This is a genomic window from Streptosporangium sp. NPDC050148 (genome assembly GCF_055586505.1).
In genome coordinates this window covers 68,563-89,287 of record NZ_JBVJIA010000012.1, presented here as the reverse complement: position 1 = coordinate 89,287, position 20,725 = coordinate 68,563, and the positions used below count along the sequence as shown (strand labels likewise).

Sequence of the window (20,725 nt, the reverse complement as noted above, 5' to 3'; positions counted from 1 at the left end):
CGGTCGTGCTCGGTCGTGGCCGGGCCACGCGGTCGGGGGCGTGCTCAGTTGCCGAGGTCGGCGAGGTTCTCCTGGTACGGCGCGGCGAGCTCGTCCAGGACCTCGGCGGAGGACTTGGACCCGTTGATGAGGTTCTGCAGCCCGGACACGAGCACGTCGTAGTAGCCGGGGGCCGGCCAGTCCGGGTAGAACGCCAGCCGGTCGGAGGACGAGAGCGTGTTGAAGTTCTCGATCAGCTCCTTGCTCTTGGCGTCGGTGATCGCGGCCGTGTCGGCCGCCACCGGGATGCCGCCGGAGTTGCCCAGCAGGTTCTGGATCTCCTTCTTCATCGTGATGTCGATGAAGTCGTAGGCGAGGTCCTTGTTCTTGGCGTTCTCGGGGACGACCCAGACGTTGCCGCTGGACCCGGCGCTCATCGTGCCGCCCGGCCAGAGGAACGAGCCCCACTCGAAGTCCTTGACGTCGCTGACGAAGCGGCCGTACCACCAGCTGCCGGAGATCAGGATCGGGTACTTGCCGCCGATGAAGGACACGCCCATGTCCTCGGCCTTGACCGCGGCGGAGTCCTTGCCGATGTAGCCCTTCTTCACCCAGTCGGCGAAGGTGTCGGCCGCGTAGGTGAACTCCGGCCCCTTGAAGTCGACCTTGCCCTTGTAGAGCTGGAAGGCGTCCACCCAGGGCCGCTGCGCCTTGCTCAGCGCGAGCTGGTAGAAGATGTGCTGCGCGGGGTACTCGGCGCCGCCCATCGCGATGGGGGTGGTGCCCTTCTTCGCGAACGTGTCGAGGACCTCGGTGAACTCCTCGAAGGTGGTGGGCACCTCGACGCCCGCCTTCTTGAAGGCGTCCTTGTTGTAGTAGACCATCACGTACTCGGCGTAGTTCGGGACGCCGTACCAGTTGCCCGAGCCCATGACGCCGCGCTCGTCGTACCTCGCGGTGGTCTGGAGCGAGGGGCTGAGCAGCTTGTCCCAGCCGCGCCTGGTCACCTCGGGGGTCAGGTCGGTGAGCAGCCCCTGCTTGGACAGCAGCCCGGCCGTGGCGTTGCCCTTGTTGTACTCCATCACGTCCGGGGCCTCGTCCGAGTTGAGGATCATGCCCGCGGACTGGCGGATCTGCTCGAACGCCTTCTCCTCGAACTTCACCGTCACCCCGGGGTGGGACGCCTCGAACTGCTTGACGGCCTCGGTCCAGGCCTTGCCCATCGCGCTGTCGGCGGCCTCGTAGTGCCAGAGCTTCAGGACGCGGGGACCGTCCGCGGCGGGTGACTGCGCCGCGGGCTCGGTGCCGCCGCAGGCGGCCAGCGCCACGACCGCCGCCACGACGGCGACACCCGCTCTCAGGTTGAGCATGGTTCTTCTCCTAGGTGGTGGTGATGACGACCGGGACGTCGGTCCCCACGAATTCGACGCCCGCGATCCGCGCGCTCCCCGAGACGGTCACCCGCAGGCCCTCCCCGTCCGGGACGGAGATGATCACGGTGTCCCCGTCGAGGTCGGAGACGGTGGTGCGGCCCTGTCCGACGCCGTACGCGACCAGGGTGATCTCCCCGAACGGCCCCTCGCCGACGGTCCCGCCCGGGTCGGCGAGGACGGGGACGATCGCGCCGTGCCGCGCGTACAGCGGGATGCGGTCCAGCGGAGTGGCGGCCGTGACGTACCGGCCGCCGGTCAGCACCTCGCCGGTCCAGTGGTCGACCCACTCGCCCGCGGGCAGGTAGACCTTCCTGACCTGCTCGGGCGAGGTCATCGGCGCCACCAGCAGGTCGCGGCCGAGCAGGTACTCCAGGTCGGCCTGCCAGGCCACCGGGTCGTCGGGGTGGTCGACGCACAGCGCCCGCATCATCGGCGCCCCGGTCCTGGCGGCCTCCACGGCCGCGCTGTAGATGTACGGCATGAGCCGGTAGCGCAGCCTCAGCGCCTCCACCGCCTCGGCCTCCACCTCGGGGAACTCCCACGGCTCCCGGCTGGTGGTGCCGTGCAGGCGCAGCAGCGGGGACAGGGCGCCGAACTGGGTCCAGCGGACGTACAGGTCGTCGGTGGGACGGCCGGTGAACCCCCCGGCGTCGTGGCTCCAGAACGGGATGCCGGACAGGCCGTGCGCCAGCCCGCCGCGCAGCGTGCTGGCCATGGCCGGGTAGCTGGTGTAGGTGTCGCCGCTCCACTGCGCCGCGTGCCGCTGCCCGCCCAGGTACGACGAGCGCGCCCAGACCATGCCGTGCCCGGTGACCTCGCGGGTCACCTCCGAGACGACGTCGTTGAACAGCAGCGTGTAGACGTTGTGCAGGTCGGTGCCGGACATGCCGTTGGCCGCCACGGCGTCGTGCGGCACGCCCTCGGCGAAGTCGGTCTTGAAGACCTGCACACCCTGCTCCAGCAGCGGGCGGAGCAGCCCCTTGAACCACTCGACGGCGGCGGGCGAGGTGAAGTCGACGATGCCGCAGGCCGGGTACGAGCCGTGCCAGCAGTCCGCGACGTACACCTCACCATCCGGATTTTTCAGGAAAAATCCGTTCTCGGCGGCCTCGGGGAAGGCCGGGCTGAGGTGGGAGACGTAGGGGTTCATCCACAGGCAGACCTTGAAGCCCATGGCGTCCAGCTCGGCCAGCATGCCCGCGGGGTCGGGGAAGCCGCCGGCGTCCCAGCGCAGGTCGGACCAGTGGCCGTCGGTCTGCCAGTAGGTGTCCAGGTGCAGCACGTCGCAGGGAATGCCGCGCTCGCGGATCGTGCGCGCCCTGTTCATCACCCGCTCCTGGGTGTCGACGAAGAACCCCGAGGAGATCCAGGTGCCGAACGCCCACTTGGGCGGGAGCTGCGGCGCGCAGGTCAGCAGGTCGAACCGGCCGAGCACCTCCGGCGGGGTGGGACCGGCGATCACGTAGTAGTCGATGAGGTCGTCCGGCACCACGATCTGCACGCAGCTGTGCGTGGTCTGGCACACGTCGAACTCCACCGGCGCCCCGCTGTCCACCAGCACGCCGTAGCCCCTGCTGGACAGGTAGAACGGCACGTTCTTGTACGCCCGCTGCGACTCGGCGCCGAACGCGTCGAAGTTCCACATCAGGGGGCGCTGGCCACGCTTGTCGAGCCGGGTGAACGACTCGCCGAACCCGGTGAACGCCTCGTCGGCCCCGGCCACGAAGCTCTCGTGGTAGCCGGCCACCGTCCCGCCCGAGGCCGAGCGGCCGAACGGCAGCGTGCGCAGCCGGCCGCTGATGTCGGTGTGCCCCCGGTCCTGCTCCAGCAGCGGCGCCCCGCTCGCGTCGGTGAACCTCAGGTGCCAGGGCGACAGGGTGATCTCCGCGCGGAGCGAGCCCGCGTCGAGCAGGATCGTCCCGTCCCGGTTCTCCACCCGGGCCCCGGCGAACTCACCCGGCGTGACCATGGAGATCGCCGGGGCCGACCGGGTCCGCGCGTCCGCGTCCTGGCCCAGCCTGACCCGGATCACGCCCTCGCCCGCCACACCGACCTGCACCAGGAGCGTCTCCTCGGCGGTGGTCACCGCCTTGAGGATCACCCCGGCCTCGTCGGAGGCCACCGGCTCCGCCGAGATCAGCGCCGACAGTCCCTCCTCGCCGTGCGAGCGGACGGGCAGCTCCGGCGGATCCGCGACGAAGTACTCGTGCGCGACCAGCGGGGGACGGTAGGGCATGGGAACTCCAGAGCTCGACGTGCGGCTGCGGAATTAGTTTTACGTCCAAACCAACAAACGTCAATGGCGGGGCACGCCCCGCGGTCCGGTCCGCCGGGCGCCCGGACCGGAGAGGACGAGCGATCCGGCTCTTGAACGGAACCGGTGACCCGTGATAATTAGTTTAGTTTGCATCCAAACAAAGGGGCGAGCGTGGACTGGCCTGGACGGACCGGCGGGCTGTACTACGGCGGGGACTACAACCCCGAGCAGTGGCCCGAGGAGGTCTGGGAGGAGGACGTCGCGCTGATGCGGCGGGCCGGGGTCAACCTGGTCAGCGTCGGAGTGTTCTCCTGGGCCCGGCTGGAGCCCCTGCCCGGGGTCCACGACTTCGGCTGGCTCGACCGCGTCCTCGACCTGCTGCACGAGGGCGGGATCGCCGTCAACCTCGCCACCCCCACCGCCTCGCCGCCGCCCTGGTTCGGCCTGGCCCACCCCGACGCCCTCACCGTCACCGCCGACGGCACCCGCCTGACCCACGGGAGCCGCGACACCTACTGCGTGCACGCCCCCGCCTACCGGGACGCCTGCCTGCGGATCGCCGACGCCCTCGCCGAGCGCTACTTCGACCATCCCGCGCTGGCCATGTGGCACGTGCACAACGAGTACGGCACCGTCTGCCACTGCGACCACGCCGCGGACGCCTTCCGGGTCTGGCTGCGGGAGCGGCACGGCACCCTGAAGGCGCTGAACGACGCCTGGACCACCTCGTTCTGGAGCCAGCACTACTCGGCCTGGGAGCAGATCACCCCGCCCCGCGCCACCCAGTACCTGCCCAACCCCTCCCAGGTGCTCGACTTCCGGCGGTTCGTCTCCGACGCGATGCTCGACCACTTCCGTGACCAGAAGGCCGTCCTGCGGGACATCACCCCGGACATCCCGGTCACCACGAACTTCGTCCTCGGCGACTGGGTGCCGGTGAACCACCGGCACTGGGCCGACGAGGTCGACGTGGTGGCGATCGATCACTACCCCTCGGCCGACCCCCCGGCCGAGACCGCGTTCGCCGCCGACCTGGCCCGGGGCTGGGCCTCCGGGAAGCCCTGGCTGCTGATGGAACAGGCCGTGGTCACCTACACCGGCCCCCGGATGGTCGCCAAACGCCCCGGGGAGATCACCCGGCTGAGCCTGTCGCACGTGGCACGGGGTTCGCGGGGGGCGATGTTCTTCCAGTGGCGGGCCTCGCGGGGCGGTGCGGAGCTCTGGCACGGGGGCATGGTGCCGCACGCCGGGCCCGACTCACGGATCTTCGAGGAGATCTGCGAGCTGGGCGCGCTGCTGCCGACCCTGGTGGACGCCTGCGCCGCCCCGGTCGAGGCCGGGGCCGCGATCCTGGTGGACTCCGAGGCGAACTGGGCCCTGCAGGCACCCGGCCTGCCGTCGTCCGAGATCGCCTACACCGACGCGGTACGCCAGGCCCACCGGGTGCTCTACCGGCACGGCGTCACCGCAGACCTGGTGCACCCCTCGGCCGACCTGTCGGCGTACCCGCTCGTGCTCGTCCCGGCCCTGTACCTCGTCTCCGACGCCGACGCCGACAACCTGCGCCGCTACGTCGCCGACGGCGGCACGCTCGTGGTCTCCTACCTCAGCGGCGTCGCCGACGAGCACGCCCGCGTCCGCCTCGGCGGCTACCCCGGCGCCCTCCGCGACCTCCTCGGCATCAGGGTCGAGGAGTTCCACCCCCTCCCGCCCGACGTCGCCCTCACGCTCTCGGCCCCCGACGCCCTGAACGCCCCGGACGCCCCGGACGCCCCGGACGACCACACGGCGACCTTCCCGGGTCCCCGGGGGGAGACCGGCACGTTCTGGAGCGAGCACGTCCACCTCGAGGGCGCCGAGGCGCTGGCCGTCTACACCGGCGCGCACGCCTCCGGCACCCCCCTCGACGGACAGCCCGCGATCACCCGCCACTCCCACGGCTCCGGCACGGCCCTGTACGTCTCCACCCGCCTGTCCGACGACGCCTACGCCCGCCTGCTGGGCCTGACCCCCGCCCCCGTGGAACTCGTCCGCCGCGGCGACTGGTTCTTCGCCGTCAACCACGGCGACGAGGAGCAGAAGGTGGAGGGCGTCACCCTCCCCCCGGGCGGCTTCGCCGTACGGACGCACGACGACCTGGACCTCGACCGTTCCGCCTCCCGCCCCCGGGAGTGGCATTGACCTTCGCGGGGGATCGGGGCCGGGTGGCGGCGTCCCCCGCGGGACGGATCGCCGCCCGGCTGCGCGATCAGCCGCTGTAGGAGACCCAGCCGTACTCGTACTGGGTCCAGCCGTTCTCGTCCCCGCTGTGCTTGCGGCCGGTCATCACCTGGCCGGCGCCGGCCATCGAGTCGTGGTTGTTCTCCCTGACCCAGTCCCCCAGCTGCCTGGCGTGGATCTGCACCGGCTTGCTCTGCAGGTACAGCGCACCGCTGTAGTAGACGGTGTCGCCGTTCTCGTCCCCGTCGTGCCGGATCCCGACGATGGCCCGGTTCTCCGGGGCACGGTAGTCGTGCTCGTTCTCATCCTTCACGGTGCCCCAGAAGTCCAGCTTGAGCACCGTGACCTGGACGTTGTCGATGAAGATACGCCCGCACCGGAACGTGGTGTCGCCGTTCTCGTCGCCACGGTGCGCGCGGCCGATCAGCACCTCGTTCGCGGGGCAGGTGAACTTGCTGTTCGACTGTTTCAGGGTCGAGCTGTGCCCGAGGCGGACCTCGATCGTTGGCTCCGCGACGGCCGCGGCGGGGGCGGCGGGGGCCAGGGTGAGAGCGGCGAGGGCCGCCGCCAGCGCGGCCGGCAGAGACTTCTTGAGCATGTTCGTGTCCTTACGAGAGCCTGTGGTGAGCAGGCTCCATGGTCGGCCGTCACGACGGCGCCCGTCGTCCGCCTGCAGGCTGAGCGCGCGTCCGCCTGCGTGGTGATCCACCCCGCGAGCCCGCGTGGCGGGCCGTGCGGTGACCCGCCGGCGTCACCCGGCGGGCGTCACGGCAGGAGCCGGGAGGCGAGCAGGACGCCGAGCGTGACCAGCAGCACGACCTTGAGGCATTCGGCCGCGATGTAGAGCAGGTGATGGTGCGAGCGCGGCGGGTTCCCGCCCTCGATGATCTGCCGGGCGCGGCGGTCCAGGCGAGGCCGCAGCACCGTCACCTGGACGACCAGCAGCACCCAGAGGGCGATGAGCACCGTCGTCGCGACGTCTCCGAGGGCGAGGCCGCCCGCGCCGAGGAGCAGTGCCAGGGTGAGGACGACGGCCAGGACGAGTTCCGCGACGTTGAGCGCCCGGAAGACCAGGCGGCCGATGCCGAGCCCGAGCGGCACGGTGATGCCGGGCGCGCGGAACTTCAGCGGCGCCTCCAGGAACGAGATGGCCAGCACCATCCCGAGCCAGAGGAACGGGACGGCGATCTGCGTCACGGCGGCGAGGGGGGTGTTCACGGCCGCAGGAACGCCAGGACCGCGTCGGTGAACTCCCGGGGCCGGACGTCGTGCACCAGGTGCCCGGCCTCGACGGTGACGACGCGGGCGTCGGGGATCCGCCGCGCCATCTCCGCGATCAGGTCCTGCGGCACGTGGCTCAGCGACCCGCCCGCCACGATGAGGGTCGGCGAGGTGATCCGGCCGAGCCGGTCCGACCACACCGGGTCGGGATCGTCGATCTGCTTCTTGACGGCGAGCACCATCGCCCAGTCGAAGGGCAGTGCCCCGTCCGGCCTGACCGGCACGGTCCGTTCCCGGGGCAGCGGCGCCGAGACGTCCTCCAGGACCAGGCGCTCCACCCGCTCGGGGTGGTCCTCGGCGAGCAGGTACGCCACGAACCCGCCCAGCGAGTGCCCGACCAGGGTCACCCGGTCGAGCGCCAGGGCGTCCAGGAATCCGAGCACGTCGTCGCGCATGAGTTCCAGGGAGTAGTCACCGGGCCAGGCGCTGTCCCCGTGCCCGCGCAGGTCCAGGGCGTGGACCCGCCAGTGGGGCTCGAAGGCGGCCACCACGCCGTCCCAGTCGGCCGCGGTCCTGCCCAGCGCGTGCAGCAGGACGAGCGGCGGGGCGTCGACGGCTCCGGACACCCGGTACGCGAGCCGGATCCCGTCCACGTCGACCGCGCGGTGGTCGGTCATGCCCCGACGATACCGACCGTGTCGGTCGGGCGTGCGGCCATCCCTCCGCAGAGCTCCCGGCGGCGGCGCCGGTCCGGTTCACGGTGGACGGCACGCCACCGGCCGCGCCCGCGTCCCTGCCGGGGATCCGGGGAGCACCGGCGGGTGGCGTCCGGAGGACGATGCAAGCGGCCGTCTAGCGGGATGCAATGATCCGCTGACACCATCGGGACTGCTTTGAAGGAGGCTCCCGTGCGTCGTTCCATCCCCCTGGCTCTCATCGTCGCGATCATCGCGCTGTCGGGGACACTGTTCTCTCCCGTCCAGGCCGCGACCGGGCCGTGCCGGCCCGGTGAGGGCGCGAACCTGCGCGGCAGGGACTTCACCGAGGGCGCCAGGCTCCCGGCGAACCTGCGCTGCGCCGACCTGACCAAGGCGAAGCTGGACGGGGTGGACCTGACCCAGAAGGACCTCACCGGCGCGATCCTGCACGGCGCCTCGCTCAAGCAGGCCGACCTGACCCAGGCCACGCTGAAGTACGCCGACCTGCGCAGGGCCGACCTCACCGAGGCCGCCCTGGGGCAGATGCACGCCGACCACGCCGACCTGCGGGACGCGGTCATGGTCGACGCCGAGGCGGGGCAGGCGTACTTCCCGCACGCGGACCTGTCGAGGGTGGCGCTGACCAGGGCCGAGCTGACCCAGGCGGACTTCACCAACGCCAAGCTGATCGACGCCGACCTGGAGGAGAGCACCCCCGGCCAGCTCAAGGGGCGCAAGGCCGACTTCACCCGGGCCAAGATGCACGAGGCCAAGATGGGTCAGGCGAACCTGCGCAACGCCACCCTCAAGGACGCCGACCTCAGAGAGGTCACCTTCACCCAGGCCGAGCTGGACGGCGCCGACTTCACCGGGGCGCTGGTCGAGGGCGCGTCCTTCGTCCAGGCCGACGACGCCGACCTCACCGGCTCCAAGGGCACCCCCACGGGCCTGGACCCCTCGACGCCGATCACAGTTCCCGACCTCGGCATCTTCTCCGGCGAGCCGTCGGACTCCCCGTCGGCCGCCGCCGCCCGGGGCGGTGGCGCGTCGGTGGGCCTGATCATGGTCGTGGTCAGCGCGGTGGGCCTGGCACTGACCGTGGTGGCCTGGGGGATCAGCGCCCAGGGACGCACCCGGCGGGCCCAGCGGTTCGCGCTGATGCGCCACGGCGCCGAGGAGGACATCACCCGGCTGGGCGAGGAGATCGACCAGCTCGACTACGAGTTCCAGCTCGGCGGGCGCGGCGGGATGACCGCCGACCGCGACTGGCGGCACGCCCTGGACGCGTACGAGGCCGCCAAGCAGGCCCTGTCGATCGCCAGGCGCCAGGAGGAGCTGCACTTCGTGGCCCAGGCCGTCCAGGACGGCCGGAACGCGCTGAACCGCCTGCGGCCCAAGGTCCGCTGACCCCTCCCCCGCCCCCGGCCGGAAGGTCCGCCGGGGGCGGGGGCCCGGAGCGGTCAGATGCCGCTGGGGGTCATCGGCTGCATCAGGCGGCGGGCCGCCTCGGTGACGGAGCCGGACAGGGAGGGGTAGACCGCGAACGTGTGGGCGAGCTGGTCGACGGTCAGCCGCTGCTGGACGGCCACCGACACCGCGAGGATCAGCTCCGAGGCCCGGGGGGCGACCACGACGCCGCCCAGGATGATGCCGGTGTGCGGGCGGCAGAACAGCTTCACGAAGCCGTCGTTGAAGCCCTGCATCTTGGCGCGGGCGTTGGTGGCCAGCGGAAGCTTGACGATGTTGGCCTCGATCTCCCCGGCGCGGACCGCCTTCTCGGCGACGCCCACGGCGGCGATCTCGGGGTCGGTGAAGATGGCGGAGGCCACCGTGGCCAGGCGGAGCGGCTGCACGGCCTCGCCCAGGGCGTGCCAGACGGCGATCCGGCCCTGCATGGCGGCCACCGAGGCGAGCATCAGCACCCCGGTGCAGTCCCCGGCCGCGTAGACACCGGGCGCGGAGGTGCGCGAGACCTTGTCCACCTGGACGAACCCGCCGGGGGCGAGGGTGACCCCGGCCTCCTCCAGGCCGATCCCCGCGGTGTTGGGGACCATGCCGACCGTCATCAGGCAGTGGGTGCCCTCGGCGGTGCGGCCGTCCTCCAGGGTGACGACCACGCCGTCGGCGGTGCGCTTGACGGACTCGGCGCGGGAGCGGCCCATGACGTTCATGCCGCGGCGGCGGTAGACCTCTTCGAGGACCTCGGCGGCGTCGGCGTCCTCGTTGGGCATCATGCGGTCGCGGGAGGAGACGAGGGTGACCTCCGAGCCCAGCGAGCGGTAGGCGCCCGCGAACTCCGCGCCGGTGACGCCGGAGCCGACCACGATGAGGTGCTCGGGCAGCTCCTCCAGGTCGTACAGCTGCCGCCAGGTCAGGATGCGCTCGCCGTCGGGCTCGGCGCCGGGCAGGATGCGGGGGGTCGCGCCGGTCGCGACGATGACGACGTCCGCCCGGATCGTCCGGTCCCCGGCCCTGACCACCTGCGGGTCGACCAGCCGCCCGGGGGCGGTGACCACCTCGACGCCCTCGGCGGCCAGCCGGGCGGCGATGTCGGCGGACTGCGCGCGGGCCAGCTCCTTGACGCGCCTGTTGACCAGCGGCATGTCGGCGATGACGCCGCCGACGTCGCCGTCGGGGCCACCGGTGTAGTGCACCCCGAGCATGCTGGCGTCCAGGAGCGCCTGCTTGCGCACGGAGGTGGCGATCAGCGTCTTGGACGGCACGCAGTCGGTGAGCACGCACGCCCCGCCGGGGCCGTCCTGCTCGACCACGGTGACCCGCGCCCCCAGTTGGGCCGCCACCAGCGCCGCCTCGTATCCGCCGGGACCGCCACCGATGATCACTATCCTCGTCACATGTACCATTCTCCCGCATGACGGGAGCGACCGTCGCTCCGCGTCCCGTCCAATCGCGAAAGCCCCCGGAAACCCCGCGCCACACGGGGATGTCGGCGCGCCTTCCCCGCCGGGCGATCGTCCGGCCGATCTTCGATTAGTGTTGGGCACCGTGCCTGTCTACGCCGCTTACGGCAGCAACATGGACCCCAAGCAGATGGCCCAGCGGGCCCCTCACTCCCCGATCAGGGGGACGGGCTGGCTCCAGGGCTGGCGCCTGACCTTCGGCGGGAACGACCTCGGCTGGGAGGGCGCGCTGGCCTCCATCGTCGAGGACCCGGCCGACCAGGTCTTCGTCGTCCTGTACGACGTGCCCGAATGGGACGAGAGCTCCCTCGACCAGTGGGAGGGCGCGGCGCGCGGCCTGTACCACAAGGTCAAACTCCGGGTGCAGACCCTGGAGGGCGAGGTCCTGGCGTGGTTCTACGTGCTGGACGGCTACGAGGGCGGCCTGCCCTCGGCCCGCTACCTCGGCATCCTGGCCGAGGCCGCCGAGCGCGCGGGCGCCCCGGACGACTACGTCAGGGGTCTGCGCGGCCGGCCCTGCACCTCCCTGGGAGGCTGACGCCCGCCGCCCGCGGCGGTGACCGGTACGCTCGGTGAGGTGACCAACGACCCCTACGCCCTCGCCACGGACGCCGCGGACGCGCTGAGAGGCGCCGTCGGAGTGGACTCCTTCGACGTCGCGCTCGTGATGGGCTCCGGCTGGGTTCCGGCCGCCGACGCGATCGGCGAGACCGTCGCCGAGATCCCCGTGACCGACCTGCCCGGCTTCCTGCCGCCCGCCGTGCAGGGGCACGCGGGCCGGATCCGCGCCGTACGGACCCCGGCGGGCAGGAACGTGCTGATCTTCCTCGGGCGTACCCACCTCTACGAGGGCCGCGGGGTGGACCCCGTGGTGCACGGGGTGCGGACCGCGATCAGGGCCGGGGCGGGCACGATCGTGCTGACCAACGCCGCCGGGGGGCTGCGCCCGGAGACCCAGGAGGTCGGCGAGGCGGTGCTGATCAGTGACCACATCAACCTGACCGGTGCCAGCCCGATCACCGGCGCCACCTTCGTCGACCTCACCGACGTCTACAGCCCGCGCCTGCGCGCGCTGGCCCGCGAGGTGGACCCGTCGCTGACCGAGGGCGTCTACGTGGCCTTCCGCGGCCCCACGTACGAGACCCCGGCCGAGGTGCGCATGTGCCGCATCCTCGGCGGCGACATGGTGGGCATGTCCACCGTGCTGGAGGCGATCGCGGCGCGCGAGGGCGGCGCCGAGGTGCTGGGCGTCTCCCTGGTCACCAACCCGGGCGCCGGGCTGGTGGGCGAGCCGCTCAACCACGAGGAGGTGCTGGAGGTGGGCCGCGCCACCGCCACCCGCATGGGCGGTCTGCTGGCCAGCGTCGTGGGCAGGCTGTAGGACGGGCCGGCGGCAGGCTCCGGCGACCACCCACGGCCTCGGCCTCCGAGAGGTGATGCATGAACAGCGACCTGGCAGGGCTCGCCCGATCCTGGCTGGCCCAGGACCCCGACCCCGACACCCGCGCGGAACTGACCGGCCTGCTGGACGGCGGTGACGACGACGCGCTGCGCGAGCGGTTCGGCTCCCGGCTGGAGTTCGGGACCGCCGGGCTCCGCGGCGAGCTGGGCGCCGGGCCCAACCGGATGAACCGGGTGACGGTCATGCGCGCCGCCGCCGGCCTGGCCCGCGTCCTCGGCCCGGGACGGCACGTCGTGATCGGCTACGACGCCCGGCACAAGTCCGACGCCTTCGCCCACGACACCGCGGCCGTGCTCACCGGGGCGGGGCTGCGCGCCTCGCTCCTGCCCGGCCCGCTGCCCACCCCGGTGCTGGCCTTCGCCGTCCGCCACCTCGGCGCGGACGCGGGCGTGACGGTCACCGCCAGCCACAACCCGCCCCGGGACAACGGCTACAAGGTCTACTGGGGGGACGGCTCCCAGATCGTGCCGCCGATCGACGCGGAGATCTCCGCCGCCATCGACGCCACCGGGCCGGTCTCCGAGCTCCCCCTGGGCTCCCCCGGCGACCCGGGCTGGACCACCCTGGACGACGGCGTCGTGGCCGCCTACCTGGAGGCGCTGACCGCCCTGCCGATCGGTGAGGCCCGCGGGCTGCGGGTGGCGTACACCCCGCTGCACGGCGTGGGCGGCGCCACCCTGGCCAGGGCCTTCGCCGCGGCCGGGTTCGAGGCGCCCGCGACCGTGGCCGAGCAGGCCGAGCCGGACCCCGACTTCCCGACCGTCGCCTTCCCCAACCCGGAGGAGCCCGGCGCGATGGACCTCGCGCTGGAGCTGGCCGCGCGGACCGGCGCCGACCTGGTGCTGGCCAACGACCCCGACGCGGACCGCTGCGCGGTGGGCGTGCCGCTGCCCGGCGGCGGCCACCGGATGCTGACCGGCGACGAGCTGGGCGCCCTGCTCGGCGAGCACGTGATCCGGCACACCTCGGGCGACGACCGCCTGGTGGCTACCACCATCGTGTCCTCGTCACTGCTCGGCAAGATCGCCGCCGCGCACGGCGTGCGCTACGCCGAGACCCTGACCGGCTTCAAATGGATCATGAAGGCCGGTGCGGGACTGGTCTTCGGGTACGAGGAGGCGCTGGGGTACAGCGTCGGCTCGGGGGCCGGGCTGCCCGTGCACGACAAGGACGGCATCGGCGCGGCGCTGACCGTGGCCGGGATCGCCGCCGAGGCCCGGCTGGAGGGCCGGAGCCTGCTCGACCTCCTGGACGACCAGGCACGCCGCCACGGCCTGCACGCCACCTCGCAGCTCTCGTTCCGGGTGGCCGACCTGTCGCTCATCGCCGGCGCGATGGCCCGCCTGCGGGCGACGCCGCCGGCCCGGCTCGGCGGTCGCGAGGTCGAGTCCGCCGACGACCTGAGCGAGGGGGCGGGCGGGCTGCCGCCCACCGAGGGGATGCGCTACCGGCTGTCCGGCGGCGCCCGGGTGGTCGTCCGCCCCTCGGGCACCGAGCCCAAGCTCAAGTGCTACCTGGAGGTGGTGATCCCGGTGGGCGGCGAGGTCTCCGAGGCCCGCGCGCGGGCCGCCGCCGAGCTGGACGCCCTCAGGGCCGACCTCGCCGGGGCCCTCGGGCTCTGACGTCCCCCGGGGCCGCGGAGGCCCCGGGGTCCGCGCGTGCGGGCTTCAGACGAGGAAGGCCGCGATCGTCGGCAGGGCCGCGACCGCGAGGGCGGCCAGCGCGGTCGGGGCCCAGGTCGTCCGGGGCGCGCCCGCCCCGGTGCCGTCCCCGGTGGACGCCGTGACCCCCGTGGACGGCACGGCTCCGGTGGACGCCGTGCCCTCGGAGGCCGTGCTCTCGGAGGCCGTGGCCCCGGGCACCGGTGCCGCGGTGGACGCCGTGGTCCCGGACGCCATGGTCCCTGATGCCGCGGTCCCGGACGCCGGTGCCCCGGTGGGCGCAGGTGCCGCGGTGGTCTCCCGTGCCCGGGCCGCACGCCGGGCCGCCTCGGCGCGCTCGGTGATCTGCTGGGCCACCCAGTCGGCGTGGGTCCTCCCGGCCACCGCCTCGGCGGCCGCCCGCTCCCCCTTGGAACGGACCGGCTCGGTCTCGAAGCGGCCCCGCCGTCCCGGGACACCGGCCTTGCGGGTCACGGCGGCCCGCTCGCGGGCGGAGACGTGCGGCACCCAGCAGCGGATCTTCCGCTCGCCGGAGACGATCGTGATCGAGTGCGAGACCGTGACCCCGTCCACCGCCCGCCAGGGCACGAAGGTGTTCCGCAGCGGGTTGCGGACCAGCACCCCCTCCTCGGACAGCACGAGCGCCGGGCGCAGGCAGGTGAGAAAGACCAGCGCGGTCAGCACCGCCAGCACCGCCGCGGCGACCATCGAACTCCGCCCGCCGTAGCGGACCACCAGGTCGACCGCGCTGAAGGCGGCGAAGGCCATCCAGACCCAGCCGACGATCACCGCGAAGGTGGAGCGGAACACCTGCTTCATCGGAGAGAACTCACTTCGCCGGTACGAACCCGCTCACGCCTGCCACTTGAGCCGCGCGAACCCGGGCTTGATGACGCCGTTGATGAGCGACAGGCGCTCGTCGAACGGGAGGAACGCCGACTTCATGGCGTTGACCGTGAACCACAGCATGTCGTCCCACCCGTAGCCGAACGCCTCCGACAGCTTGGCGAACTCCTCCGACAGGGACGTCCCGCTCATCAGCCGGTTGTCGGTGTTGACGGTCACCCGGAAGTTCAGGCGGCGCAGCAGCCCGATCGGATGCTCGGCGATGGAGGCCGCGGCACCGGTCTGCAGGTTGGACGTGGGGCACATCTCCAGCGGGATGCGCTTGTCCCGGACGTAGGCGGCCAGGCGGCCGAGCTTGGGTTCGGCGTCGTCCTGGACCGAGATGTCGTCGATGATGCGGACGCCGTGGCCGAGCCGGTCGGCGCCGCACCACTGGATGGCCTGCCAGATGGACGGCAGGCCGAACGCCTCACCGGCGTGGATGGTGAAGTGGGCGTTCTCCCGCTGGAGGTACTCGAAGGCGTCGAGGTGGCGGGTGGGCGGGTAGCCCGCCTCCGCGCCCGCGATGTCGAACCCGGCCACCCCGGCGTCGCGGTAGCGGACCGCGAGCTCGGCGATCTCCATGGACCTGGCCTGGTGACGCATGGCGGTGAGCAGGGTCCCCACCCGGATGCCGCGTCCCGCGGAGCCGGAGGCGAAACCCTCCTGGACGGCCTCGATGACCTCTTCCAGGCTCAGGCCGGCCGAGGTGTGCTGCTCTGGCGCGAAGCGCACCTCGGCGTAGACCACGCCGTCGGCGGCCAGGTCCTCGGCGCACTCGGCGGCGACCCTGATCAGCGCCTCGCGCGTCTGCATGACGCCCACGGTGTGGTCGAAGGTCTCCAGGTAGCGCTCCAGCGAGCCGGAGTCGGCGGACTCGCGGAACCAGGCGCGCAGGCTCTCGGTGTCGGTCGCGGGCAGCCGGTCGTAGCCCGTCTCCCGGGCCAGATCGATGATGGTCTCCGGTCGCAGGCCACCGTCGAGATGATCGTGGAGCAGCACCTTGGGGGCCAGGCGGATCTGCTCGAAGGTGGGTAGCTGACTCATCTCACCAGCCTACCGCCGGGGTCCGGCGGGCGGTCATCGCCTCGGCCGGCACGACGGGCGTCGCGGCGGGTGCCCGGGTCAGTCCTCACGGCGGGCGGCCTCGGGGGCGAAGGCGGGCAGGCAGACGGCGACGTACTCGGCGCCCTCGGGACCGGCGCTGTAGCGGATCCGCTCCCCCGGCTCGCAGCCGAAGGCCTGTCCCGCGCCGACCTCGGTGACGCCCCCGTCGTGCTCCACCAGGACCGTGCCGGAGAGCACGAGCGTGTACTCGGCGAACTCGGGGGTCTGGGCGGGCTCCTCCCACCCGGCGGGGGCCTTCATGTGGGCGATCGAGATCCGCTCGTCACCGCTGTTGACCCGGCCGACGTACTCGTCGATCGTCTTGCCGCCCGGGACGGGAATCCGCGTCGCGCCCTCGATTTTGCGTACCATCGCACCAGTCTGGCACCGGCGCGGTGGTCACCGTGCGCGGCACCCGCCGCGCGGGACCGGGCCGCGCAGGACGGGGCCGGTGCGGCCGGTACGGTCGTGCCGTCGGTGCTGTCGGTGCCGTCGGTGCCGTCGGTACGGTCAGTGCGCGATGTCGACGACCAGCCGGTTCGGGCTCTTCTGCTCCAGCACCCGGAAGGCGGCCTTGCGCTCCAGGACGACGCCGACGCCCACCACGGCCTCGAAGTCGCCGGTCCTGACGACGTTCCGCACGTTGCCGAGCCCGGCCTGGAAGATCGGCCCGCCGGTCCAGGTCGGCGTGCCCGCCTCGGTGTGCGCCGCGGCCGGGGTCATCGTGAGCTGGAGGTAGGCGCCGCCCTTGACGTCGATCGGGTCGCCCGACCCGTCCTGGACCAGCTCCGCCACCCAGCGCGCGGTGTAGCCGGGCAGGTCTCCCTTGAGGTCGATCACCACCCGGTCGAACCCCGGGTGCTCGGCGAACCGGGCTCCGGTGACGATCGGCGTGGTGCCGGTCGTCCGGTCGACCTCGATCTCCTTGGTGCTCGTCGGTGGACGCAGCCCGGCGGGCGCGGCCACGGAGGGCGTGGCCGTCGCGCCGTCCGCCGGGGTCGTGGCCGCCGGAGCCCCCGAGGAGGGGGTCGTGGTCTGGGTGGTCGTGCCACAGGCCGCCAGCGCCAGCAGGGAAGCGAGCGCGAAGGGGACGAGGGTGCGGTTCATGGTGAGCCTCCTGCCCCGTTAGATGCCCAGGTGGGACGCGGCTCTCACGCCCGTCGCCCACCTGTGCCCTGGCCGGATCGTGACAGCCGTCCGAGGGACGAGTCAAGCACCGCGCCCCGGTCGTGGCGGCGCGTCGCGGTGGGCCGGGCGAACCGGGCGCCGCCGCCGGGCCCCTGTGACCGGCGGCGGCGCGCCCGCGACCCGGCGGGGTCCCCGGGGGTCCCGGGGTCCCGTGTCCCCGTCCCCGTCGTCCCCGTCGTCCCCGTCGTTCCTGTCCCGGGCCGCGAGTCGTCCGCGGGTCCGCGCCGAGGCGTACGGACCCGCAGGAGAGGTTCTAGACCGCCTCCAGGACCGCCTCCTCCTCGGCGACGGCGAGCGGGCGGCGCGCCCGCAGGCCGGTCAGGGCGATCACCAGGCCGGCCAGGGCGAGGATCCCGGAGACCATGATCGCCGCGCGGAAGGAGCCGATCGGGTCGGCGCCCGTGCCGGAGGTCAGCACGGCCGTCACGACGGCCAGCACGACCGCCCCGCCGACCTGCCCGGAGGTGTTGAGCAGCCCGGAGGCCAGCCCCTGCTCGTCGTCGGCCACGCCGTTGGTGGCCTGGATGTTCAGCGCGGGGAAGGAGAGCGCGAACGCGATGCCCAGCAGCACCATCCCGGGGATGATCAGCGTGGACAGGCTGGGGTCGGCGTTCAGCCGGAGGAAGAAGGCGTACCCGGCGGCCAGGGCGGCCGAGCCGACCACGATCAGTTTCGCGGTGCCGAACCGGTCGGCCAGCGCGCCCATCCGGGTGGAGGTCACCGCGACCAGCAGTCCGGCCGGCAGGAAGGCCAGCGCGGTCTGCAGGGCCGACCAGTGCAGGAAGTTCTGGAAGTACTGCATGGCGACGAACTGGAAGCCGACGTAGGAGCCGAACAGGATCACCAGCCCGAGGTTGGCGCGGACGATCGGGCCGGAGCGCAGGATGCCCAGGCGCACCAGCGGGTGCCTGACGCGCCGTTCGGTGATCACGAAGGCGGCCATCAGCGCGGCGGCGCCCAGCAGCGAGGCGATCGTGCGCGGCGAGCTCCAGCCCGCGTCGGGCGCCTCGACCACGGCGTAGACCAGCAGCAGCATGGAGCCGGTGATGGTGATCGCGCCGAGCAGGTCGTGGCCGCTCTCGGCGCGCTCCTCACGGCGCTTGGGCAGGTACTTCAGGGCCGCGACCAGCGCGATGATCGCGACGGGGACCGGCATGAGGAACGTCCAGCGCCAGCCGAGCTCGGTCAGGAAGCCGGAGATGACCAGTCCCAGCGAGAAGCCGCTGGCGCCGGAGGCGGTGAAGAAGCTGAGGGCCCTGTTGCGGGCCGGGCCCTCGGCGAAGGTCGTGGTGATGATGGAGAGCGCCGCGGGCGCGGTGAAGGCGGCGCTGACGCCCTTGACGAAGCGGGCCGCGATCAGCAGCGTGCCGTCGTCGACGAGGCCGCCGAGCAGGGAGGCCACGGCGAAGACCGCGAGGGCGACCAGGAAGACCCTGCGACGCCCGAGCAGGTCGGCGGTCCGGCCGCCGAGGAGGAGCAGGCCGCCGTAGCCGAGCACGTAGCCGCTGACCACCCACTGCAGCGAGGAGGTGGACAGTCCCAGGTCCGCCTGGATCGACGGCAGGGCCACGCCCACCATGGAGACGTCGAGGGCGTCGAGGAAGACCACGGCGCAGAGCACGGTGAGCGCGGCCCACAGCGCGGGACTCCAGCGCTCGTCATCCGGTGAAGTCGATGAGGAGGTCATGACGACCGAGAATACATGCAGCCGCATTTAATGCAAGAGAATTTAGTTCCTGTGCATCTATCCTTCACGGGTGGTACGATCCGCGACATGAACGAGGAGGACGCGGTCCGCGCCTGGCGCCAGATCCTGGCGATGCACGCCACGGCCGCCTGCGCGCTGGAACGCGAGCTCTCCGAACGGCACCGGCTGGGCATGAGCGAGTTCGAGGTCCTGGAACGGATGGTCGAGGGCGGCCGGGAGAAGTACCGGGTCCAGGAGGTCGCCGACGCCGTCCACCTCAGCCAGAGCGCCTGTTCCCGGCTGCTCGCCCGCCTGGAGAAGGCGGGCCTGGTGACCCGGGCCGTCTGCCAGGACGACCGGCGCGGCATCTACGTGGGCATCACCGGGCAGGGACGCGAGCGTCACGCCACGGCCCTCCCCACCCACCGCGCCGTGATCGGCGAGATCTTCGCCCCCGTCGACCCCGGCACCTGCCGGCCCTCCGGCCGGGCGCGGCTCTCCGAGGAGACGCAGGACGCCTGGGACGCCGGAAGCGCCGAGGTCACCGGGGGCCGCTGCTCGGCACCGCGACTCCCCGGGCCGCGCGCCGGGGAAGCCTGGGACGCACAGAACACCGAAGACACCGAAGACGGCGAAGACACCGGAGACGCCACGGCCCCCCGCCCCGAGGAGGCGGAGGGCCCGGCCTCGCGGGAGGCCGCGGTCAGGCGGTGACGCGGTCGATCACCAGGGGCAGCAGGTCCTCGCCGGCCGCCTCGCCCACGGCGTAGGCGCCCTCCAGGGCGGCGAGCGCCCGCTCGAAGCGACCGGCGTCGTCGGCGTACAGCGTCATCAGCGGGGCGCCCTCGCGGACCGGGTCGCCGGGCTTGGCGTGCAGGACGATGCCCGCGCCCGGGGAGACCGGGTCCTCCTTGCGTTCCCGTCCCGCGCCGAGGCGCCAGGCCGCCAGGCCCACCCCGTAGGCGTCGAGCCGGCGGAGCACGCCGGACGAGGGCGCGACGACCTGCGTCGTCTCGGCGGCCACGGGCAGCGGGGCGTCCGGGTCGCCGCCCTGGGCGGTGATCATCCGTCGCCAGGCGTCCATCGCCGAGCCGTCGGCCAGGGCCCGCTCGGGATCCTTGCCCGCGGTGATCCCCGCCGTGGCGAGCATCTCCCGTGCCAGCAGCACGGTCAGCTCGACCACGTCGGCGGGCCCACCCCCGGCGAGCACCTCGACCGACTCGGCGACCTCCAGCGCGTTGCCCACGGCCAGGCCCAGCGGCCGGTCCATCGCGGTCAGCAGCGCGACCGTGCCCACCCCGGCGTCGGTGCCGAGCTCGACCATGGTGGTGGCCAGCTCGCGGGCCTCCTCCACGGTCTTCATGAACGCCCCGGAGCCGACCTTGACGTCCAGGACGAGCGCGCCGGTCCCTTCGGCGATCTTCTTCGACATGATCGAGGAGGCGATCAGCGGGATCGACTCCACGGTCCCGGTGACGTCGCGGAGCGCGTACAGCTTCTTGTCGGCCGGGGCCAGGCCGTCGCCCGCCGCGCAGATCACGGCCCCGGCCGTGCCGAGCACGCCGAGCATCTCGTCGTTGGAGAGCGAGGCCCGCCAGCCCGGGATGGACTCCAGCTTGTCCAGGGTGCCGCCGGTGTGGCCGAGCCCCCGTCCGGACAGCTGGGGCACGTACCCCCCGCAGGCCGCGACCAGCGGGGCCAGCGGCAGCGTGATCTTGTCGCCGACGCCTCCGGTGGAGTGCTTGTCGGTGGTGGGACCCGGGAGCGCCGACCACTCCATCCGGTCGCCGGAGCGGATCATCGCCTGGGTCCATCCGGCGATCTCCCGCCGGTTCATGCCGTTGAGCAGGATCGCCATGGCCAGCGCGGACATCTGCTCGTCGGCCACGACGCCCCGGGTGTAGGCGTCGATCACCCAGTCGATCTGCCCGGGCGACAGCTCGCGCCCGTCCCGCTTGGCGGAGATGACCTCGATGGCGTCCATGGTCAGGCCCTCCGGCTCAGGT

18 protein-coding genes are annotated in these 20,725 nt (G+C 72.8%); 6 read left to right on the top strand and 12 right to left on the bottom strand.

Features of this window, described 5'->3' with window-relative positions; all coding sequences use genetic code 11:
- Positions 1-44 precede the first annotated feature (44 nt).
- Together ACZ6RT_RS15890 and ACZ6RT_RS15885 are read right to left on the bottom strand one after the other, a co-directional pair.
- On the bottom strand, positions 45-1,349 hold the full coding sequence (locus ACZ6RT_RS15890; protein WP_470154157.1) for an ABC transporter substrate-binding protein: 1,305 nt from the start codon (positions 1,347-1,349) through the stop codon (positions 45-47).
- A gap of 10 nt (positions 1,350-1,359) precedes the next feature.
- Positions 1,360-3,648 (bottom strand): TIM-barrel domain-containing protein, encoded by a 2,289-nt coding sequence (locus ACZ6RT_RS15885; protein WP_470154155.1) that lies wholly within the window; start codon positions 3,646-3,648, stop codon positions 1,360-1,362.
- A gap of 192 nt (positions 3,649-3,840) precedes the next feature.
- On the opposite strand from ACZ6RT_RS15885, the gene ACZ6RT_RS15880 reads away from it, so the two are divergent.
- A complete protein-coding gene (locus tag ACZ6RT_RS15880; protein ID WP_470154153.1) occupies positions 3,841-5,850 on the top strand; it encodes a beta-galactosidase in 2,010 nt (669 codons plus the stop codon).
- Positions 5,851-5,917: 67 nt separating this feature from the next.
- Here ACZ6RT_RS15880 and ACZ6RT_RS15875 read toward each other — a convergent pair whose 3' ends face one another.
- From ACZ6RT_RS15875 to ACZ6RT_RS15865, 3 genes are all read right to left on the bottom strand, one after another.
- Positions 5,918-6,487, bottom strand: coding sequence for a hypothetical protein (locus ACZ6RT_RS15875; protein WP_399185875.1), 570 nt, complete (start codon positions 6,485-6,487; stop codon positions 5,918-5,920).
- Between the two features lie 167 nt (positions 6,488-6,654).
- Positions 6,655-7,107 (bottom strand): hypothetical protein, encoded by a 453-nt coding sequence (locus ACZ6RT_RS15870; RefSeq protein WP_470154151.1) that lies wholly within the window; start codon positions 7,105-7,107, stop codon positions 6,655-6,657.
- Positions 7,104-7,787, bottom strand: coding sequence for an alpha/beta fold hydrolase (locus ACZ6RT_RS15865; protein ID WP_470154149.1), 684 nt, complete (start codon positions 7,785-7,787; stop codon positions 7,104-7,106). Before ACZ6RT_RS15865 ends, ACZ6RT_RS15870 begins: the two co-directional genes overlap by 4 nt.
- A 231-nt stretch (positions 7,788-8,018) precedes the next feature.
- On the opposite strand from ACZ6RT_RS15865, the gene ACZ6RT_RS15860 reads away from it, so the two are divergent.
- Positions 8,019-9,215: a pentapeptide repeat-containing protein gene (locus ACZ6RT_RS15860; protein ID WP_470154148.1), complete on the top strand. Its 1,197-nt coding sequence runs from the start codon at positions 8,019-8,021 to the stop codon at positions 9,213-9,215.
- A gap of 53 nt (positions 9,216-9,268) precedes the next feature.
- On the opposite strand, the gene ACZ6RT_RS15855 is transcribed toward ACZ6RT_RS15860, so the two are convergent.
- Positions 9,269-10,663, bottom strand: a complete 1,395-nt coding sequence (locus ACZ6RT_RS15855) for an NAD(P)H-quinone dehydrogenase (RefSeq protein WP_399185871.1) — start codon at positions 10,661-10,663, stop codon at positions 9,269-9,271.
- A gap of 151 nt (positions 10,664-10,814) precedes the next feature.
- Here ACZ6RT_RS15855 and ACZ6RT_RS15850 point away from each other — a divergent pair, with 151 nt between their 5' ends.
- Genes ACZ6RT_RS15850 through ACZ6RT_RS15840 form a run of 3 tightly spaced genes read left to right on the top strand, consistent with a single transcriptional unit; the run spans position 10,815 to position 13,813 of the window.
- The gene (locus ACZ6RT_RS15850) at positions 10,815-11,267 is read left to right on the top strand and encodes a gamma-glutamylcyclotransferase (RefSeq protein WP_399185870.1); all 453 of its coding nucleotides are present in this window, start codon (positions 10,815-10,817) and stop codon (positions 11,265-11,267) included.
- 39 nt (positions 11,268-11,306) lie between these two features.
- Complete coding sequence (locus ACZ6RT_RS15845; RefSeq protein ID WP_470154146.1) at positions 11,307-12,110, top strand: purine-nucleoside phosphorylase; 804 nt, start codon at positions 11,307-11,309, stop codon at positions 12,108-12,110.
- A gap of 59 nt (positions 12,111-12,169) precedes the next feature.
- Positions 12,170-13,813, top strand: coding sequence for a phospho-sugar mutase (locus tag ACZ6RT_RS15840; protein ID WP_470154144.1), 1,644 nt, complete (start codon positions 12,170-12,172; stop codon positions 13,811-13,813).
- A gap of 45 nt (positions 13,814-13,858) precedes the next feature.
- Here ACZ6RT_RS15840 and ACZ6RT_RS15835 read toward each other — a convergent pair whose 3' ends face one another.
- The 5 genes from ACZ6RT_RS15835 to ACZ6RT_RS15815 form a co-directional block, all read right to left on the bottom strand.
- A complete protein-coding gene (locus ACZ6RT_RS15835; protein ID WP_470154142.1) occupies positions 13,859-14,671 on the bottom strand; it encodes a PH domain-containing protein in 813 nt (270 codons plus the stop codon).
- Positions 14,672-14,704: 33 nt separating this feature from the next.
- Positions 14,705-15,784: an adenosine deaminase gene (locus ACZ6RT_RS15830; protein WP_399185866.1), complete on the bottom strand. Its 1,080-nt coding sequence runs from the start codon at positions 15,782-15,784 to the stop codon at positions 14,705-14,707.
- A gap of 78 nt (positions 15,785-15,862) precedes the next feature.
- Positions 15,863-16,216, bottom strand: coding sequence for a cupin domain-containing protein (locus ACZ6RT_RS15825; protein WP_344889660.1), 354 nt, complete (start codon positions 16,214-16,216; stop codon positions 15,863-15,865).
- A 138-nt stretch (positions 16,217-16,354) separates the two neighbouring features.
- Positions 16,355-16,951, bottom strand: a complete 597-nt coding sequence (locus ACZ6RT_RS15820) for an AMIN-like domain-containing (lipo)protein (RefSeq protein WP_470154139.1) — start codon at positions 16,949-16,951, stop codon at positions 16,355-16,357.
- Between the two features lie 334 nt (positions 16,952-17,285).
- Positions 17,286-18,719 carry an MFS transporter gene (locus tag ACZ6RT_RS15815; protein ID WP_399185863.1) on the bottom strand — a complete coding sequence of 478 codons (1,434 nt, stop codon included), beginning with the start codon at positions 18,717-18,719 and terminating at the stop codon, positions 17,286-17,288.
- A gap of 87 nt (positions 18,720-18,806) precedes the next feature.
- Here ACZ6RT_RS15815 and ACZ6RT_RS15810 point away from each other — a divergent pair, with 87 nt between their 5' ends.
- Positions 18,807-19,433 carry a MarR family winged helix-turn-helix transcriptional regulator gene (locus tag ACZ6RT_RS15810; RefSeq protein ID WP_470154138.1) on the top strand — a complete coding sequence of 209 codons (627 nt, stop codon included), beginning with the start codon at positions 18,807-18,809 and terminating at the stop codon, positions 19,431-19,433.
- On the opposite strand, the gene ACZ6RT_RS15805 is transcribed toward ACZ6RT_RS15810, so the two are convergent.
- Entirely contained in the window at positions 19,423-20,703 is a 1,281-nt protein-coding gene (locus ACZ6RT_RS15805; RefSeq protein WP_470154136.1) for a thymidine phosphorylase, read from the bottom strand. The two genes, ACZ6RT_RS15810 and ACZ6RT_RS15805, sit on opposite strands and share 11 nt — an antisense overlap.
- Positions 20,704-20,725: the final 22 nt, after the last annotated feature.